Here is a 17575-nt window from a genome sequence, read left to right as displayed (position 1 = left end):
CGCGATGAATCATTGCACGAATTGAATATCTGCGCGTGGTCATTGAAAGCATTTGACATCTCCACGCCACCGGATTCTACTCTGAGCCCGGGTGCGGATTTCCGGGCGAATGATCCCGCAGGTCATCGATGCGGTCAGCAGTCATGCATCTCTGATGCATTTTCTGTCCCCAACGTTGCCTGACCGATCATTTCTCCGGGGTTACCCCGGGGCATTTTCAGCACTCGAATTTCGTCGCGTGAGCCATAGTACGCCGGTCGTACAACTGCTCACGCCTGTCAGATTCAGCCGGAAATCCGCTACCCGTTCAATCGTTCTGGCAATCGTTTCCCGTGTTTCCAGCGCGTCACCATTTCGTTTCCGAGTGCTCTCGACCAGGTTGGCCGCATCATGAGCCTTCTCTCACGTGATGTTGATTCATTGGTAGACGCTTTCGTTGCCGGCGAATGGACCGAGCCATCAATGCTGCATCGGTGCGGTGTTATCGTGGACGGAAAATCGAAATGGCTGCCATTTCTGATCCAGGGAGTTCTGAAGCGATTCCCAGGCGTACGCCCAACCCGCCGGGCACTGACTGACTTTCTTTATGAAGACCGGCGTCTGGCCGCCGCAAGCGAACGCATCACAACGCTCACCAACCACATTCGGATGAATTCCGAATTTGATTGCCAGCTTACTTCGCTCAAATCGTCTGTCCGACCGACATGGACAACCGTGCGTCAGTTGGCCGATTGGTTTGATCTCCCTGTCGAACATCTGTTGTGGTTTGCCGATTCCTCTCAAATCGGACGACAACACCCACACGGACCGCTCTGTCACTATCACTACCGTTGGGTTGAAAAACGACGCAGCGGGCGGCGGCTGATCGAGTCTCCCAAACCGGGGCTCAGGCAGATGCAGCGACGTCTCCTGAATGAATGCCTGCGTCATCTACCCGTTCACGATGCAGCTCATGGATTCTGCAAAGGTCGCTCGGTCGACACGTTCGTGCAATCTCATACGGGTCGCCAGGTCGTGCTGCGAATGGATCTTCAGAATTATTTCCCATCGCTTCGGCCATTTCGCCTGATGCGACTGCTGATGCTGGCAGGCTACCCGGAAGTGGTCGCACGCACTCTTTCGAATCTTTGCACAAACACGACACCATCGTCAGTCCTGCGGGACTATTCATCAATCTCGCTGACGAACTCTGATCGACATCTCATGGTTCTGCTCAGGCAACCTCATTTCCCGCAAGGTGCGCCGACATCACCACTGATCGCCAACTTGTTGTCCTATCGTCTGGATGCTCGACTTCAGGGATTAGCACAGTCTGCTGGTATTCACTATTCGCGATATGCCGACGACCTGCTGTTCTCCGGCGACGAGCGGTTTCGACGCTGCGTGAAACAGTTCCGCATTCATGTGGCAGCGATCGTGATTGCCGAAGGTCTGAATGTCAACCACCGAAAATCGCGCATCATGCTCCAAAGCAGGCAACAGCGAGCGACAGGGCTGGTCCTGAATCAGCATCCAGCCGTATCCCGGCGAGACTTTGATTTGCTCAAAGCAATCCTGCATAACTGCATTCGTTTTGGGCCGCAGACTCAGAATCATTCGGGCATTGACAATTTTCGAATGCATTTGCTGGGGCGGATCCAGCACATGGCACGCTACCACCCGTCGCGCGCTCAGAAACTCATGCACAGCTTCGAGCAGATCACGTTTTGAACAGATACTACGAGCTTCGCCCCTGGGCAAATGCCGTGAGCTCCAGAGCTAACCTGATCTCAATGCCGCGATGACTGCTGCACCAAAAACTTGCGGCAGTCCTTGCTCAGTTCCAAAGCGGAGCTTCGCGCTCAGCCATTTTCAGATGCTGCTGCAGCATTGATCGTTCGTCAGGTGGACACACCTGAATGCATCTTTTCAGCAGGCTGATGGCTTCACCGGATCGCCCTGCCCGCAGCGAAATAATCGCCAGGTCGCGTCGTTCACGATAAGACCCGGGAATCAACAACGATAGTCGATGCTGAACTCTCCACGCAGGTGTCCATTGTTCGCGGTTGCCGAAGATCGATTTCAAATTGTTGAGCATCCGAATCAGAATGGTCCGTTCATCAACGGGCTTAAGAGTGACACGAATTTCAGAAATCGGCAGTTCTGTCAGGTCATGCAGCCATGAAACACACTCTTCTTCATCCATGATGCGTCCACTGTCGAATGCATCGACATAGAGATTTCCATGATCGGTGGGCAGACGAGTCAGAAAGTGGGCCGGAGCAGCGATAGGCTCCAGCGGAATCCCCAGATTGTTGGCAACAAACAGATAGATGAGCGAAAGAGAGATCGGAATACCTCGACCGGTTTCAAGTACCCGATTGACATAGCTGCATTCTGCGACTTCGTAGCAATCGTCGTCACCATGCAAATTGAGTTCTTCCGTCATATGGCGGATTAACAATTTCAGCTCTTCCAGGTCTGACCCGGCCTGTGTGACAGGATGGGTGAGTCTGGCGATCGACTTTCGCAGCCGAGTCAGTGTTGGCTCGAACGACAAATCCGACTGTGAATCCCGGGCAATTTCCAGCGCTGCAGTGACCAGATCGACATCGGATTCCCGACGCACAAGTCGCATAAACTGAATATCGTTATCAATCGACGGCAGGAATGACATGGAGGCACTGACAACTGGGGGAAGACAGAGGGGATCGCGGCGACCGCAGCCAGACTATAGCGGCGTGCCGAACGTGCCACAATGGCGACCACGCCAGCCCTGATCCAGTGAAAATTCCGCAAAAATTGCAAGGTTTATTCCTCGGCAAAACCTGCAACTCGCCTGTTGAATTGACCATGCTTCGCCTCATCCGTATGGTGGACAAAAGATTTGCGGGATTCCGGGCGAATCAGGTTTTGATTGCGGTCTGCGTGGGCGTGCAGCAAAACTGCACAGCCATCCACTGGTGCAAGACACTCAACGGAATCCCTGACATCGAAAGCATTTACTACGTTGTACGGCTGAGTCCGATTCCGGCATTCGGACTGAATTCATTCATTTGGTCTCGTTCAGGTGATTTCATGAGCAGATGTACGTGGTTGTCGATTCTGTTGGTATTCGGCATCGTTGGTTGTGAAACCGGTTCAGACTCCGCATCTAATCCCGGTGGTCAGCCTGAAATTCCATCCACATCAGATACCGGCAGCAAACAGTCTGTCGCGTTCATCACAAACCAGATAGCCGATTTCTGGAAGATTGCGGAGGCCGGATGTAAAGATGCCTCGAAGGAATTCGATATCGAAGTGGAAGTTGTAATGCCGCCGGATGCAACCGCTGTGGTTCAAAAACAAAAAGTGGAAGACCTGCTGGCACGAGGTGTGAACGCAATTGCGATCAGCCCGCTCGACGCAGATAACCAGGTAGACTGGATCAACACGATCGCGGAGAAAGTCCCAACCATCACCCATGATTCCGACTCACCAGCTTCTAACCGTCTGATGTACATCGGCATGGATAACTATGCCGCAGGCCGAATGTGCGGTGAGCTGGTCAGAAAGGCACTGCCGGATGGTGGGAAGGTATTGCTGTGCATCGGTCGTCTCGAGCAGGACAACAGCAAGTACCGTCGACAGGGTGTTGTCGACGTGTTGATGGGACGCGACCGAACAATGGATTTCTACAAATCTCAACCGGATTCCTGGGACCCCAACGACGGCGAAATCGTCGGGGACAAGTACACAATCGTTTCGACTGTTACGGACCAGGGTAAGCCGGAGGTCGCGCTTGCCAAAGCCGAAGACGCCCTCGTTACCTGGCCGGACCTGAACGCAATGGTCGGGCTGTTTGAATACAATCCGCCTGCGTGCTATCAGGCGTTGAGCAAGGCAGGTAAGCTTAAGCAGGTGACACTGGTAGGCTTCGACGAAAACGAAGTCACCCTGCAGGCAATCAAAGATGGCGAATGCGTGGGAACAGTCGTCCAGAATCCTTACATGTATGGATACGAATCCGTGCGGGTCCTGAAAGAATTGCTGGCAGGAAATGAGTCTGTTATCCCTGAATCGAAGTACATCGACATTGCCCCGCGTGCAATCACTTCCGACAACGTGGACGAGTACTGGGAAGACCTGCGAGTCAAAAAGGGCCAGTAGTCACCAGCGACTCGTCATCTGCAGGGTGCAGATTTTGTCGCGGGAAATTGACGAGCCCGAAAAACAGGTTGTCTGAACGACGACAGCGAAAAGCCCGACTTCAAATGAAGCCGGGCTTTTGTCTCCGCTCTGATTTGCTGTCTTTACACTTAATACTCCGGCACGGTTCGATGCCCTCACCACAATCATCCAGTCATACACACTCAGGCAGCCAGACGCCGCCAGAAAATAAGATTCCACCTCGCCTGCAGGTGACCAATATTTCAAAGTCCTTTCCCGGCGTCAAAGCTCTGCAATCCGTCAGTCTGCATATCGGTGCCGGAGAGGTCGTGTCTGTCGTTGGTGAAAATGGTGCAGGCAAAAGCACCCTGATGAAAATTCTAGCTGGTGTTCAAAGTCAGGACTCGGGCCAGATTCTGGTGGATGGTACTGAGCGACACTTTGATTCAGTCAGTGATGCGATGGATGCTGGAATCGCATTGATTCATCAGGAATTGAATCTGGCTGACAATCTGGAAGTGGGGGCAAATATTTTTCTGGGTCGAGAACCTCTTCGGCTGGGAATGATTGACAACCCAAAGATCAACCAAAAATCGGAAGTCCTGTTGAAACGAATCGGGCTGAATGTTTCGCCCCAAACTCTCGTTCGGGAACTGACCATCGGGCAGCAACAGATGGTGGAGATCGCCAAGGCAGTCTCTATCGATGCTCGAGTACTGATCATGGATGAGCCGACATCCAGCCTTTCCGCAGGAGAATCTGAACGCCTCTTCGAAGTTATTCGCGATCTGAAGTCAGCTGGCGTCAGCATCGTTTACATCTCACACCGACTCGCTGAGGTGCAGGAACTTTCAGACCGAGTCGTCGTCCTCAGAGATGGACAAAATGCGGGCGAACTCGAAAGGGATCAGGTCAATCACGACAGCCTGGTCAAACTGATGATTGGTCGGGATGTCTCTCGATTCTACATTCGTGAGCCTCATGAACCGGGTGACGTCGCGATTGAAGTCCATGACATTTCCACGGAGGCCTGGCCCTCCCATCGAAACAGTTTTCAGGTTCGCGCAGGAGAAATTGTCGGAATCGCTGGTCTGGTAGGGGCAGGTCGAACAGAGTTGCTCAGGACGCTTTTTGGAGTCGACAGACCTCTCAGCGGGACCATCAAGGTCGGCGGCCATCCTGTGGATCTGCAAAGCCCTCAGGATGCGATCGCTGCAGGCGTCGCATTGGTCCCGGAAGACCGCAAGCAACAGGGGGTTATCCTTGAAATGGCCATTCGACAGAACATCGGACTGGCATCTCTACACGATCATGCCACAGCCGGATTTCTGAATTTCACAGTAGAACAACAGCAATCGGCCGAGATGACACAGCGTCTGCGTGTCCGGATGCCAAATGATGAACAGCTTGTCCTGAACCTTTCCGGGGGTAATCAGCAAAAAGTTGTCATCGGCAAATGGCTGGCCATGAAACCCGGAATCCTCCTGCTTGACGAACCCACCAGAGGTATTGACGTGGGTGCCAAGCAGGAGATCTATCACCTGATGGACGAACTTGCCGGTGAAGGAATGGCAATCCTGTTTGTCAGCAGCGAACTTGAAGAAATCATCGGGATGAGTGATCGATCTCTTGTCATGCACGAAGGCCGAATCACTGGGGAGTTACAGCGCGACGAGCTCACTGAAGAAAAAATCATGAAGTTGGCAACGGACTCGGGCCGTGCAACACAATAATCGACATCCGAATCCGCCTCTGGCTGACAAACGAATGTGCGGTTTCAGAAGCGAAACTGCGAGGTGTGAATCGTGTTGCTGTAAGTCGGGGCAGGTCTGTTGAATGAACAACTGACAATCGAATCCAGGACTTCAAACGCATTTGTCCTCACCAGGAATGAAATTGAGAGTACAGAATGAAGGGTAAACTGTTTGGAATTTTCATGTTGCTGGTGGCGTTGTGTACGTTCATGACGCTCGCAACATCCGATCCGTGGTGGAACATCAAGTCGTCGCTGTTTCTGCAACCGGGTAACATCCAGAATCTGCTGAGCCGCACGTCGCTCTATGGTATCCTTGGAATCGGCGTCGCGTTCGTGATCATTACCGGTGGGATCGACCTGTCGATTGGATCGACCGTGTGCCTGTCCGGCGTCCTTCTGGCAATGTTTCTGCAGGTCGACTATCACCCGGCAGAACAGTTCAGCGTCTCTGATGTGAATGCGGCAGCCCACACAATCGTCGTCTCGGGAGATGCGAGCAGTCTCTCCCCCGGCGACCGCGTGCGCTATTCGGGTGGAAGAAGCAAGTCGATTCTGTTCACCATCGAAGCAATTAACCAGACCGGAAGCCAATGGTCAATCACAACGAAAGAAGCTCCATCGCGAGATGAAACTCAGGGCGAACTGACTCCCACAATTCCCGTAATCTCAGCAACCCGGGAAGAGGGAAAGAAAGCAGCAACGGTGATACTGGGCAAAACCGACAGCCGGACACACACCATCAAACTCCAGGATCAGATCAACCTGGTCGGTATCGCCTCGGGCCTGAGCACACAGGAAGTTACAGCCGTTGAAGTCAAGGGGGGCACAACCGTTTATTCTCTTCGAAATGATCCCGGAGACCGGATCACGAACGACTGCGTCGCCATTCCAATGCATCGACACCAACGAATGTCTATTCCTGTGGCGATCCTGAGCGTGCTGGCAATTGCTGCCACACTGGGGCTTATTCACGGACTGCTCATTACTCGCGCGCGGCTTCAGCCTTTCGTCGTCACACTCTGCGGACTGCTGATTTATCGGGGTCTCTCCAGATGGCTGACCAGTGACAACCCGGCAGGCTTCGGAGAGTTTTCGTCTTCACTCGGTACAGTCGCCACGGGTCGACTTCCCATCGTCACCCACAATGGTCAGATGGTGTTCGGGCTGCCCTACCCTCTATTCTTTCTCGTGATCATCGGCACGGTTGCTGCGGTTTTTCTCGGCCGAACGATCTGGGGGCGATATCTGCTTGCACTTGGTCGCAATGAAGAGGCCGCGCGATTCAGCGGCATCAACACAGGAAGAGTGACTCTGATTGCCTACGTCATCTGCACATCAATGGCGGCCGTCGGCGGAATGTTGTTTTCACTCGATTCCAGTTCGATTTCTCCTTCCAGTTTCGGCAACTTCTTCGAGCTCTACGCGATCGCTGCTGCTGTACTGGGCGGATGTAGTCTGCGTGGCGGCGAAGGTTCCATCGTCGGCGTGGTGATCGGAACGGCGGTGATGCAGGTACTCAACAATCTGATCATGCTTCTCAAGATTTCAGGAACACTCGAATACGCTATCATCGGTTCTGTCATCCTGCTGGGTGTTCTGGCCGATGAAGCCTACAAGAGAATCGCCGCGCAACGACGGCTGCGGCAGAAAGCGGGATAATTCCCTCTCCGCAGAATACAGTCCCAGCACAACAGTCATTGATCAACACGGCGCACTCCGGCTCATGATCGCCGGACACGAACGCCACAATCAGGTTTCAGGCACGCAACGGCACCCCTCATTTTCGATGAGAGCGCCGCGAACAGGAAAATGATCTCAGAAAGGCACGCCATGCAGTTTCGACGAGTTGGAGAATCTGATCTGGAGCTCAGCGTTATCGGTCTCGGCACCTGGGCGATTGGTGGCGGCGACTGGAAGTTCGGGTGGGGTGATCAGGACGAAACAGAAGCGATCGAAACCATCATTGAAGCCGTTAAACAGGGCATCAACTGGATCGATACCGCAGCGGTTTATGGACTTGGCCACAGTGAAACACTGGTAGGTCAGGCTCTCAGGCAAATCCCTGCCACTGAGAAGCCACTCATCGCAACCAAGTGCGGTCGAACGAATTCGGGAGGAGGAGAAATAGGAAAATGCCTGCGCCGCAACAGCATCATTGCTGAATGTGAGGCCAGCCTGAAACGTCTGAACGTCGAATGCATCGACCTCTATCAAATGCACTGGCCGGAGCCGGATGAAGAGATCGAAGAAGGCTGGCAAACACTTGTCGATCTGAAGTCACAGGGCAAAGTCCGACATATCGGAGTTTCAAATCATAGTGTCAGTCAGCTACAGCGGCTGCAAGCCATTCACCCCGTCGCGACTCTGCAACCGCCTTACAGCATGATCGCTCGCGACGTTGAAGAAAGTCTGCTGGGTTTTTGTCACCAGCAGAATACAGGAGTCGTATGTTACAGTCCCATGGGAAAAGGCCTTCTCACGGGTACTTTTACAGCAGACCGTGTTGCGACGCTTTCCGAAAAGGACCATCGTTCGCGTGACCCGCGGTTCCAGTCGCCTCAACTGGAAGTCAATCTCGCATTCGTCGATCGTTTACAAACAATTGCGGACAGTCTGGGATGGACAATTCCTGAATTATCAATCGCGTGGGTATTGCGACGCCCGGAAGTCACCTCTGCTATTGTCGGAGCTCGACGTCCCCACCAGATTATGGAAACAGCAAAGGCTGGCGACCGCGTTCTTGATTCGACATCCGAGGCGGCAATCGAATCTGCTCTTCAACAGAGACAATCCGACTTAAACCAACTTGGCAACATCGAAAAGCCACGCGTGTAGCGAATTGCGAGAAGACCAAACATGACTGCAATTTGGAATTCGCCGGAATGGACCCTGCGTACGACACAGCTGCTGGACTCCTGGAAACGATGGATCGGCAGTGAACTGATCGAACGGACACATCCCGAAGAGGATGCAGAACGGTTGTACAAGTCGCCGTTTGTCGTCGTAGCTCACGGCACAGAAACAGATCCATTGCTGAATTACGGAAACCTCAGTGCATTGCGATTGTGGCAAATGACGATTGAGGAATTCATCGGGACACCTTCGCGTAAAACAGCAGAACCAATCCATCGTGATGAACGCGAGCGGCTTTTGGCACGGACACGCTCCGATGGCTATATCGACAATTATTCCGGGATCCGCATCTCATCGACGGGTCAGCGTTTTCAGATTGAAAATGCAGTCGTCTGGAATGTTGTCGACGATCGCGGCTGCGTAATCGGACAAGCGGCCACGTTTGGCACCTGGACGATGCTGAGCGATTGAAAAGATTCAGGCAGAACAACCCATCAATGGACTTCTGCACGGCCGGATTTCTCAAAGGCGCAGCTAACGTATGACATTACAGGCTGAACGATCTCAACTTACGCTTCCCTGTTCTCAACGCGCCCCGTCTGCAACTGTACCAGAGGCAGCGCGTCATTCAGATTCCCCGAACGAAATCCGTCCAGATCCAGAGTCACCGCGCGAAAGCCCAGCGATCGCAGACAGGTGGTGACTTGACCCCGACAATCAGGTGTCGTCAGTCGATGAAGCTGGTCGAGAGGAATTTCGATGCGAGCTATCTCGTTGGGCTCACATCGAACTCGCAATTCCACGTTGCCAACCAAATCACGCAGAAATGCTTCGGCCTTTTCAACACGCGCCACTCGTTCAGCAGTGACCTCGACACCGTAAGCAATCCGACTGGCCAGACACGGCGACGCAGGTTTTTCTGCAACATCCAATTGCCAGTATCGGGCCAGAGCACGAACCGTGGCTTTATCAATCCCCTCTTCAATCAGTGGGCTTCGCACATGGTGTTCACGTGCGGCCATCATGCCCGGACGATGATCACCAAGGTCGTCAACATTGGCCCCATTGACGATACCGCCCACTTGTAATTGCTGCAAACGGGCCGCCGTCAGCGAGTACAAAGTGTCTTTGCAGTAGAAGCAGCGATTGCCAGCGTTCGCCCGATACTCCACGCGATCGAATTCATTGGTACTGAATTCGACATGCCTGATGCTCAGTTCTCTTGCTGTCTGAACAGCCAATTTGCGATCCGATTCGGCAAGACTGGGACTGACGGCTGTTACCGCGACACATCGATCTCCCAAAGCCAGAACAGCCGCCTTTGCGACAACTGCGCTGTCCACACCCCCCGAAAACGCGACGGCAACGGGACCGTAGCCTGCCAGCCTGTCAACAAGACGATTGGCGATTTCGCTGATGGCATCAGTACTCGCTGACACCGGATCAATCAATGGGGAAGTGTCACTCATTTTTCGTAGGGCCCGGACGTCGTTAAGGGCTGGTCGCTGATTCCGTCAGCAAGACACTGGCGCAAGATGTCTGCAGTGCGATGCATATCTTCGGCAGAAACATTCAGATGTGTGACGGCTCTCATCCTCTGCCCCCCCATCGGAAACAATAGTACGCCGGCTTTCTGCAGGGCAGCGACCATCTGCACAGCCGAACCGAAGGAAGGATCTACGGAAAAGTAAACGAGATTCGTTTCCAGGGTTTCCGTTTCGACCGTCATTCCCGGAATCTGCTGAAGGAGGTGCCCGAGAGTTTTCGCATTTTCATGATCGTCAGTCAGCCGATGAATATTGTGATCCAGCGCGTAAAGGGCCGCAGCAGCAGCGAAACCAGCCTGCCGCATCGCACCACCGAACAGTTTCCGTACGCGTCTCGATTCAAAAATATCGTCATGACTTCCAACGACGACGGATCCCATCGGGCAGCCAAGTCCCTTGGAAAAGCAGATGGAAATGGTATCAAAGCATTCGCATACGTCAGCCAGAGCGTATCCCTGTGAAACAACCGCGTTAAAAACACGAGCCCCATCCAGGTGCAGGCGGAGACCATGAGATCGCGCCCATTCCGAAACGCGGCGCAGGTGCGGCAGGGAATACGATACACCACCGCCCAGATTCGTCGTATTTTCGAGGCAGACAAGCTTCGTTCGGCCGTAATGCTGATCATTCGAACGGATACGCCCCTTGAGTTGGTCGACGTCCAGCCGACCCTGCTCTGCCTGGATCGTCCTCACCGTTACACCACTTAAGGCCGCCGCGCCACCCGCTTCAAAATTGGCGATGTGCCCCGTTTCGTTGATCAACAATTCGTCGCCTGGCCGACAATGAACTCGAACAGCCACCTGATTTGCCTGAGTCCCGGAGCAAACGAAAACGGCCGCCTGCTTGCCACACATTTCCGCAATCCTGGCCTCCAGCTGATTGACCGTCGGATCTTCTCCGAGCATATCATCGCCGACTTCGGCAGTCAGCATGGCCCATCGCATAGCCGCCGACGGCTTCGTCACCGTGTCACTTCGCAGGTCGATGGGCTTTGTCGCCTCAGGATTCACAGGGATACTTTCTGCCGGGTCGTGGATCCCGGCGATTAAATTCACAGGTCAATGACGGATAGTATGATTGCCACAAATCAAACTCCCGGGAATCTCAATTCTGGCGTCGACACTTTAATTCTGACGACACACGCATTCAATGACTCGGAATCGTGGTGAGCATCGCCAGAATCCGTTCAAATAGGAAAGTAGACTGCCAAAAATCCTGCATTCTCTGAACATACTTTTCCCACGACCGATTATGTCACCGATTCAAATCAACACAATCGACTGTCGCAATGGCGACGCGACAGCAATGTTTCATCAGCTGCGCGAGAAGCTCAGCCCTCGAGGTGACGTTGTTTCCGAAGCCGGCAGACAACGAACCATCCAGCTTTTCGGCGAAGCGCTGAGTCCCCGTGAAGTTGTCAAACGCATTTGCGAAGACGTACGAACGGACGGGATTGACGCTTTACTCAGGTACACAGAGAAGCTCGATCGCAAACAACTGACGGCAGAAACCATCCGAGTCACCCCGGAGGAACTCGAAGATGCTGCCAGAAAGGCTGATCCTGCATTCATCGAAACCGTCCGCCATATCCGGGACAATATCACGGAATTTCAGCAGGCCGTTCTTCCGCAGGATGCACATGTTATCCGCACGACCGGCAACGGCACTGTTGAACTGCGCCAGCGACACCTTCCCATGAAGCGAGTGGGCATTTGTGTCCCGGGGGGAGCCGCCGCATATCCGTCCACCGTGCTGATGACCGCGGTGCCTGCAATGACGGCGGGAGTGAAAGAGATTGCCATCGTGGTGCCGCCCACAGACTTTGGTGGCTACAACATCGATATGCTGGCAACGTGTCATACAATCGGAGTGACGGAAATCTACCGCGTGGGAGGCGCGCAGGCTGTTGCAGCCATGGCGTATGGCGTTGCAGGTCTGAACCGCGTCGACAAGATTGTCGGCCCCGGCAACCTGTTTGTGGCCCTCGCGAAGCAGCACGTTTTTGGTGATGTCGACATTGACAGCATCGCCGGACCAAGCGAAGTCATCGTTTTGGCGGATGAAACAGCCAACCCGGAATTTATCGCAGCCGATTTGATCTCCCAGGCCGAACACAGCCCCGGGTCCGGTGTCCTGATTACCTGGCACGAACCTCTCATCCAGCAGGTCCAAACCGCACTCGAACGTCAGCTCGCCCTGCTGCCCCGCGGTGATCTTGCTCGCCAGAGCCTCGAAGAATACGGCGCGCTGATTCTGGCCCGCAGTGAACACGAAGCAGCAGAATTGACAGACTTACTCGCTCCCGAGCACCTGCACATTTCCATGGACGACGCCGAACGAATGCTCGGCCAGATCCAGAATGCCGGGGCCATTTTTATGGGCCATTACACTCCGGTTGCTCTGGGTGACTACATCGCCGGTCCATCCCACGTCCTGCCCACTGGAGGAACGGCTCGCTTCGCCAACGGCCTTGCGGCTACAGACTTTCTGAAACGCAGCTCGGTAATTCAGTACGATAAGGCCGCCCTGGAGGCCGATGCCGATCGGGTCCGACTAATCGCAGACAAAGAAGGCCTGACAGCCCATAGTGCCAGTGTTGATATCCGGAGAAACTGACGGAACGTCTCGAACGCAGCTGGGGTCACCGCAACAGCGTCTGAAGTAACCCCGGAATGCCGGCAATCGCCGGGGGCGATGCACAAGACATTCACGCGGTCTGCAACACGAAACCACGTTGCGGGACTCATTCCGCATTTTCAACGGCAGTTTTCCCTGATCCTGAACCATCAGGCGAGAAACACCATGCCATATTCCGCCGGGCACCAGTCAACCGGACCGGACGGGCCAAGGTGGCAAGCGAAGTTGCCGGGGCATACAGTTCAGATCCTGTTCGTTTCAAGTGTCGCTTAACTGAGCCAACTGAATGACGTCAAAAGAAAAAGATCCGCTGCATCCACCCTCCCTGCAAAGCGACCATTCCCTGCAGGATCATCGGGGGATCGTCGATATTCAGCCGACGCCAAATGCGGAGGGCCTGCAGATCGCCTATGACCCTGCCAGGCTTTCAGAAGATGACGTTCGCTACCTTGTCAACGAACACATGGGCGAGGTCACTTCGGCTATCCACAAACTCACACTCCGGCTGGAAGGTGCAGGCAGCGAAGCCAGTGCGAATCGACTGGGGGGACGAGTGCAGCAGATTCCGGGCGTCCGCAGAGCCGTCGCTACCTATCTGGGGCGAGTTCTGACGTTGACCTTTGACGCTCAACAGACAACAAATGATCGGGTAATCGAAGGAATCAAACAGACGGGAGCGAACGTTAAGTCGTTCGAATCCTCATTCCGATCCGGGGCTCGTGCAGGCTTTGTGGACAAACTTCGCTCAGGTCAACTGAACGAAGAAGTCTCCTGCGCAATTGGCTTCATCGCGCTCGTCACGGCAGCGACCGTTGATTATCGAATCGGGATGACCACGGCGACGTGGATCCTCTATTGCGTTGCATATATTTTTAACGGGCAACAGGGTGTCCGGTCCGCTTTGGCCTCCCTGCGCGAACGTGTTCTGGATGTCGATGTGCTGATGGTGCTGGCCGCCATCGGAGCCGCCATTGTGGGGGCTCCGTTCGAAGGTGCCCTGCTCCTGTTTCTGTTTGCTTTTTCGAACGTACTGCAACGTTACGCGATGGAACGCACTCAACGCGCCATCGAAGCATTGCTGACCCTGCGTCCGGAAACCGCGCTGCGGAAAAGTGAATCCGGCAATGAAGTAGTTTCTGTTGAAGACCTGCAGATTGACGACATCGTCATCGTGCGACCAGGGGAATATATTCCGGTGGACGGAGTCGTCAGTGAAGGCAACAGCAGTGTCGATGAATCGTCGCTGACCGGCGAATCCATGCCGGTCAGCAAGTCTTCCGGCGATACCCTTTTTGCAGGTACGCTCAATCAGAGTGGTGGTCTCGAAATCCGCGTCAACCGTCGAGCCGAAGATTCTACTCTCTCCCGTATGGTCAAACTTGTCGCGGAAGCTCAGGCCGAAAAATCAGGTACTCAGCAGTTTCTCGAACAGGCGGAACAGTACTATGCCACCGGCGTCATTGCCTTCACTGTCCTGGTCTTTGCAGTCCCCTGGCTCCTTTGGAAGCAGCCTTTCTCCGAAGCATTTTACCGCGCGATGACAATCATGGTGGTTGCGTCCCCATGTGCTTTGGTCATCAGCACTCCCGCGACAGTTTTGTCTGCTATCGGCGGCGCCGCTCGAAGAGGCATTCTGATTAAAGGTGGATCCCATCTGGAACGTGCCGCACAGATTGACATCGTTGCCATCGATAAGACAGGAACGCTGACCGTAGGTCGCCCTGCACTTACTGACATGGTCACCGCGACGGGCGTACACGTGATGATGTCTGAAGAATCGGGAGCGCCCCTGTCAGAAGATGTTCGTCACCTGCTGGCCGCAGCAGCATCGCTCGAAGCACGTTCCGAACATCCACTCGCCACAGCCATTGTTCGAAGTGCAAACGAACATGCAATCGAACTGGTGCCCGCATCCGAATTCCAGTCTACCACCGGTAAGGGAGCCGAAGCCGTTATCGCCGGGACGCGTTACATCGTGGGCAGCGAGCGAATGTTTCGCGAAGCAGAAGCCGATGGAATGGCCGAATTGTTTTCGTCCTCGTCGCCCCTGCAAGCGCGCGGAAAGACCTGCGTCTGGCTGGGCGTTGCAGAACAGGATCGGGTTGTGGCGAAAGCGGTTCTGGTCATGGCCGACACATTGCGACCGGAAGCACGGAAACTGGTGGAGGATCTGCATCGCGTTGGCGTCAAACGCGTCGTCATGTTAACGGGAGATCAATTGCCAGTCGCCGAAGCCATCGGAGAAGAAGCCGGGGTGGACGACGTAAGGGCCGACCTGCTTCCGGAAGACAAAGTCAACGCCATTCGCGAACTCAAACAACAAGGTCGCGTGATGATGATCGGCGACGGAGTCAACGATGCCCCGGCGCTCGCCGCCTCTGACCTTGGCGTTGCCATGGGAGCAGCCGGGACCGACATTGCGATGGAAACAGCAGACATTGTTCTGATGGGTGACAAGCTTGAAAACATCGCACTTCTGCAGACGCTGGCCCGCAAGTCACAACGAGTTCTTCGACAGAACCTGACGTTTGCCGGGCTGGTCATCGTGCTTCTGATCGCGGCGGCACTGGGCTTTAACCTGCCGCTTCCCGTTGGTGTGGTTGGCCATGAAGGAAGTACTGTTCTGGTTTGCCTGAATGGATTGCGATTGCTGCTGTTGACCAGCGACTGAAACCTCTTTTCACCGCTGTCCCACCAAAAAACGATGACGCATCGGCGCACGCAATTGCCAGATCGTCAGCCATGCGCAGCGCATCTCACAAGCGCCAATCGCTCCCCCGTTTTCGCGACCGATCCGGGAATTCCGCACACTTTCGGCCCTTTAGACAAGTTTTCAAATCCCCCGCAGTGCGACCATCCCTGAATTGCGTCGGGAGAATTGTGAAGATAAAGTGAAGACGCTTTGCCGTAATAATGCAACCTCCTTTCTACGTAGCGTGATTTCCGCCCCGCCAGGGCTTTCCTTAGCTGCTCAATCCCAGGAGTTGTTCCGATGAGACGATGCACCCGAAGAGATGGCTTTACACTGATCGAACTTTTGGTCGTGATTGCAATCATCGCAATCCTGATCGCCCTGCTCCTGCCAGCCGTTCAACAAGCTCGCGAGGCTGCCCGCCGAACCCAGTGCAAGAACAACATGAAGCAGATTGCACTGGCCATTTACAATTATCACGACACGTTCAACACGTTCCCAACGAATGGTGCTCTGCGCAACTTTCCTGGCAACAGCTCACTGCCAGCGAACACAGGGGCCGGCGGTAACCAGATTACAAACTCCGGACAAAGCTGGATGATGCATATCCTTCCCTACATCGAACAGGCCAATCTTTACAACCAGATTGACTTCAACGGTACAGGTGGCACATGGATCAGTAAGTTCCAGAACAACACCAACAATCAGCAAATTGCAAAAACAGTCATTCGTGCCTATCTCTGCCCTTCGGACAACACCAATAACAACGGTTTACTGGACCGACGATCGGACTGGCACGTGGCGGGCGATTCCTTCGCGGTGACCAACTACAAAGCCTGTGCCGGCAGCAACTGGCAGGCAGGTCTTGCCACATGGAATCCAGTTGTTTCCACCAGCGGCAGAAACGCCAACAACGGCGATGGCCTCAACTTCGGAAATGGGTACCTGTGCTCGAACCAGCTCGGCAACAACGGACCAACCCGGGTACGGGACGTAACCGATGGAACAAGCAACACATTCGCCGCTGGCGAAGCGCTCGCTGGCTATTCGCAATGGAACTGGTGGTATAACCCCAATGCAGTCACCGCCACGGCTGCCATCACTCTCAACTATTTCGTGAAACTACCCGGGACACCGGCCATCAATAACTGGCCGAACAATTACGGCTTTAACAGCCGACACGTCGGTGGTGGTCACTTCGCGATGCTGGACGGCAGTGCCAGATTCGTCAGCGAAAATGTAGATCTGGGTGTCTATCGAGCTTACGGCACCATCAGCGGCGGCGAAATTCCCGGTGACCTTTGATCACCAGGTCAGACATCAGCCCGTATAGAAGAATCGAATTTCCGCCACTCGCGTCAGTTATTGCTCGCGTTACCAGAGATTCTTGATTCATACACCCATCCTCAGATTAAAACCAGGAGACGCAGGCGTCTCCTGGTTTTCAGCTTCACAATTTCTCCGACCCACTCTCTAAAGAAGTGCGCACGTCATGTTTAGTCGCAAGTCAATCACAACGACAACCCTGCTCACTATATTAACATCGATTGTCGGGTGCGGTGGCGGAGCGAGCGACGCTCCGACCCTTTACAGTGCTTCCGGTGTGGTGAAATACAAAGGGGCTCCTGTGCCCAGTATCTCGGTCGCGTTCATTCCGGAAGGTGGCGCCGGACTGGCGGCCGAAGGAACCACCGATTCTGAAGGCAAGTTTGTTCTCGCCACAAATTCAGCCAGTGGTGCAAAAGCCGGAACGTACAACGTCGCCCTGGTGCATGTGCCCGATGAGGTTCCGGACATGTTTGCGTCCCCGGAAAAATCAAAGGCCGACGAAGTCATCCCCAAAAAATACGGCGACCCCAAGACTTCTGACTTGAAGGCAACAGTATCCGAAGACGAATCAAAGAACACCTACACATTCGAATTGGAATAGTCAGGTCTGCGAGCAGTTAACCGACAACC

The 17575-nt window shown here is 54.2% G+C and carries 13 protein-coding genes; 10 read left to right on the top strand and 3 right to left on the bottom strand.

Annotation, left to right across the window (positions count from 1 at the left end; translation table 11 throughout):
- Positions 1-390: 390 nt before the first annotated feature.
- Positions 391-1710, top strand: a complete 1320-nt coding sequence (locus R3C20_23240; GenBank protein ID MEZ6043425.1) for a reverse transcriptase family protein — start codon at positions 391-393, stop codon at positions 1708-1710.
- 106 nt (positions 1711-1816) lie between these two features.
- Here the strand turns inward: R3C20_23240 and R3C20_23235 are convergent, their stop codons facing one another.
- Positions 1817-2656: a tetratricopeptide repeat protein gene (locus tag R3C20_23235; GenBank protein ID MEZ6043424.1), complete on the bottom strand. Its 840-nt coding sequence runs from the start codon at positions 2654-2656 to the stop codon at positions 1817-1819.
- Positions 2657-2832: 176 nt separating this feature from the next.
- Here R3C20_23235 and R3C20_23230 point away from each other — a divergent pair, with 176 nt between their 5' ends.
- From R3C20_23230 to R3C20_23210, 5 genes are all read left to right on the top strand, one after another.
- Complete coding sequence (locus R3C20_23230) at positions 2833-4128, top strand: sugar-binding protein (GenBank protein MEZ6043423.1); 1296 nt, start codon at positions 2833-2835, stop codon at positions 4126-4128.
- 170 nt (positions 4129-4298) lie between these two features.
- Positions 4299-5861: a sugar ABC transporter ATP-binding protein gene (locus R3C20_23225; protein ID MEZ6043422.1), complete on the top strand. Its 1563-nt coding sequence runs from the start codon at positions 4299-4301 to the stop codon at positions 5859-5861.
- A gap of 176 nt (positions 5862-6037) precedes the next feature.
- Positions 6038-7543: an ABC transporter permease gene (locus tag R3C20_23220; GenBank protein MEZ6043421.1), complete on the top strand. Its 1506-nt coding sequence runs from the start codon at positions 6038-6040 to the stop codon at positions 7541-7543.
- Positions 7544-7714: 171 nt separating this feature from the next.
- Positions 7715-8719 carry an aldo/keto reductase gene (locus tag R3C20_23215; GenBank protein MEZ6043420.1) on the top strand — a complete coding sequence of 335 codons (1005 nt, stop codon included), beginning with the start codon at positions 7715-7717 and terminating at the stop codon, positions 8717-8719.
- Positions 8720-8740: 21 nt separating this feature from the next.
- Positions 8741-9208: an MEKHLA domain-containing protein gene (locus R3C20_23210; protein MEZ6043419.1), complete on the top strand. Its 468-nt coding sequence runs from the start codon at positions 8741-8743 to the stop codon at positions 9206-9208.
- A gap of 98 nt (positions 9209-9306) precedes the next feature.
- On the opposite strand, the gene larE is transcribed toward R3C20_23210, so the two are convergent.
- Both larE and ltaE read right to left on the bottom strand, forming a co-directional pair.
- Entirely contained in the window at positions 9307-10206 is a 900-nt protein-coding gene (larE, locus tag R3C20_23205) for an ATP-dependent sacrificial sulfur transferase LarE (protein MEZ6043418.1), read from the bottom strand.
- A complete protein-coding gene (ltaE, locus tag R3C20_23200) occupies positions 10203-11342 on the bottom strand; it encodes a low-specificity L-threonine aldolase (protein ID MEZ6043417.1) in 1140 nt (379 codons plus the stop codon). Before ltaE ends, larE begins: the two co-directional genes overlap by 4 nt.
- Positions 11343-11538: 196 nt before the next feature.
- On the opposite strand from ltaE, the gene hisD reads away from it, so the two are divergent.
- From hisD to R3C20_23180, 4 genes are all read left to right on the top strand, one after another.
- A complete protein-coding gene (gene hisD, locus R3C20_23195; protein ID MEZ6043416.1) occupies positions 11539-12903 on the top strand; it encodes a histidinol dehydrogenase in 1365 nt (454 codons plus the stop codon).
- A gap of 307 nt (positions 12904-13210) precedes the next feature.
- The gene (locus R3C20_23190) at positions 13211-15595 is read left to right on the top strand and encodes a heavy metal translocating P-type ATPase (GenBank protein MEZ6043415.1); all 2385 of its coding nucleotides are present in this window, start codon (positions 13211-13213) and stop codon (positions 15593-15595) included.
- 321 nt (positions 15596-15916) lie between these two features.
- Positions 15917-16921 carry a DUF1559 domain-containing protein gene (locus tag R3C20_23185; protein ID MEZ6043414.1) on the top strand — a complete coding sequence of 335 codons (1005 nt, stop codon included), beginning with the start codon at positions 15917-15919 and terminating at the stop codon, positions 16919-16921.
- Between the two features lie 187 nt (positions 16922-17108).
- Positions 17109-17546 (top strand): Ig-like domain-containing protein, encoded by a 438-nt coding sequence (locus tag R3C20_23180; protein MEZ6043413.1) that lies wholly within the window; start codon positions 17109-17111, stop codon positions 17544-17546.
- Positions 17547-17575 lie beyond the last annotated feature (29 nt).

It is taken from the genome of Planctomycetaceae bacterium, assembly GCA_041398825.1.
In the GTDB taxonomy this organism is placed as follows: domain Bacteria; phylum Planctomycetota; class Planctomycetia; order Planctomycetales; family Planctomycetaceae; genus F1-80-MAGs062.
This window is presented reverse-complemented; position numbering and strand designations above follow the sequence as displayed.

Bases quoted from the DNA above. Each gene is read 5' to 3' on its own strand.
- R3C20_23235 (MEZ6043424.1), bottom strand. From the start codon at position 2,656: ATGTCATTCCTGCCGTCGATTGATAACGATATTCAGTTTATGCGACTT.
- R3C20_23215 (MEZ6043420.1), top strand. From the start codon at position 7,715: ATGCAGTTTCGACGAGTTGGAGAATCTGATCTGGAGCTCAGCGTTATC.
- R3C20_23225 (MEZ6043422.1), top strand. From the start codon at position 4,299: ATGCCCTCACCACAATCATCCAGTCATACACACTCAGGCAGCCAGACG.
- R3C20_23210 (MEZ6043419.1), top strand. From the start codon at position 8,741: ATGACTGCAATTTGGAATTCGCCGGAATGGACCCTGCGTACGACACAG.
- R3C20_23220 (MEZ6043421.1), top strand. From the start codon at position 6,038: ATGAAGGGTAAACTGTTTGGAATTTTCATGTTGCTGGTGGCGTTGTGT.
- R3C20_23180 (MEZ6043413.1), top strand. From the start codon at position 17,109: ATGTTTAGTCGCAAGTCAATCACAACGACAACCCTGCTCACTATATTA.
- R3C20_23185 (MEZ6043414.1), top strand. From the start codon at position 15,917: ATGAGACGATGCACCCGAAGAGATGGCTTTACACTGATCGAACTTTTG.
- R3C20_23240 (MEZ6043425.1), top strand. From the start codon at position 391: ATGAGCCTTCTCTCACGTGATGTTGATTCATTGGTAGACGCTTTCGTT.
- larE (MEZ6043418.1), bottom strand. From the start codon at position 10,206: ATGAGTGACACTTCCCCATTGATTGATCCGGTGTCAGCGAGTACTGAT.
- hisD (MEZ6043416.1), top strand. From the start codon at position 11,539: ATGTCACCGATTCAAATCAACACAATCGACTGTCGCAATGGCGACGCG.
- R3C20_23190 (MEZ6043415.1), top strand. From the start codon at position 13,211: ATGACGTCAAAAGAAAAAGATCCGCTGCATCCACCCTCCCTGCAAAGC.
- R3C20_23230 (MEZ6043423.1), top strand. From the start codon at position 2,833: ATGCTTCGCCTCATCCGTATGGTGGACAAAAGATTTGCGGGATTCCGG.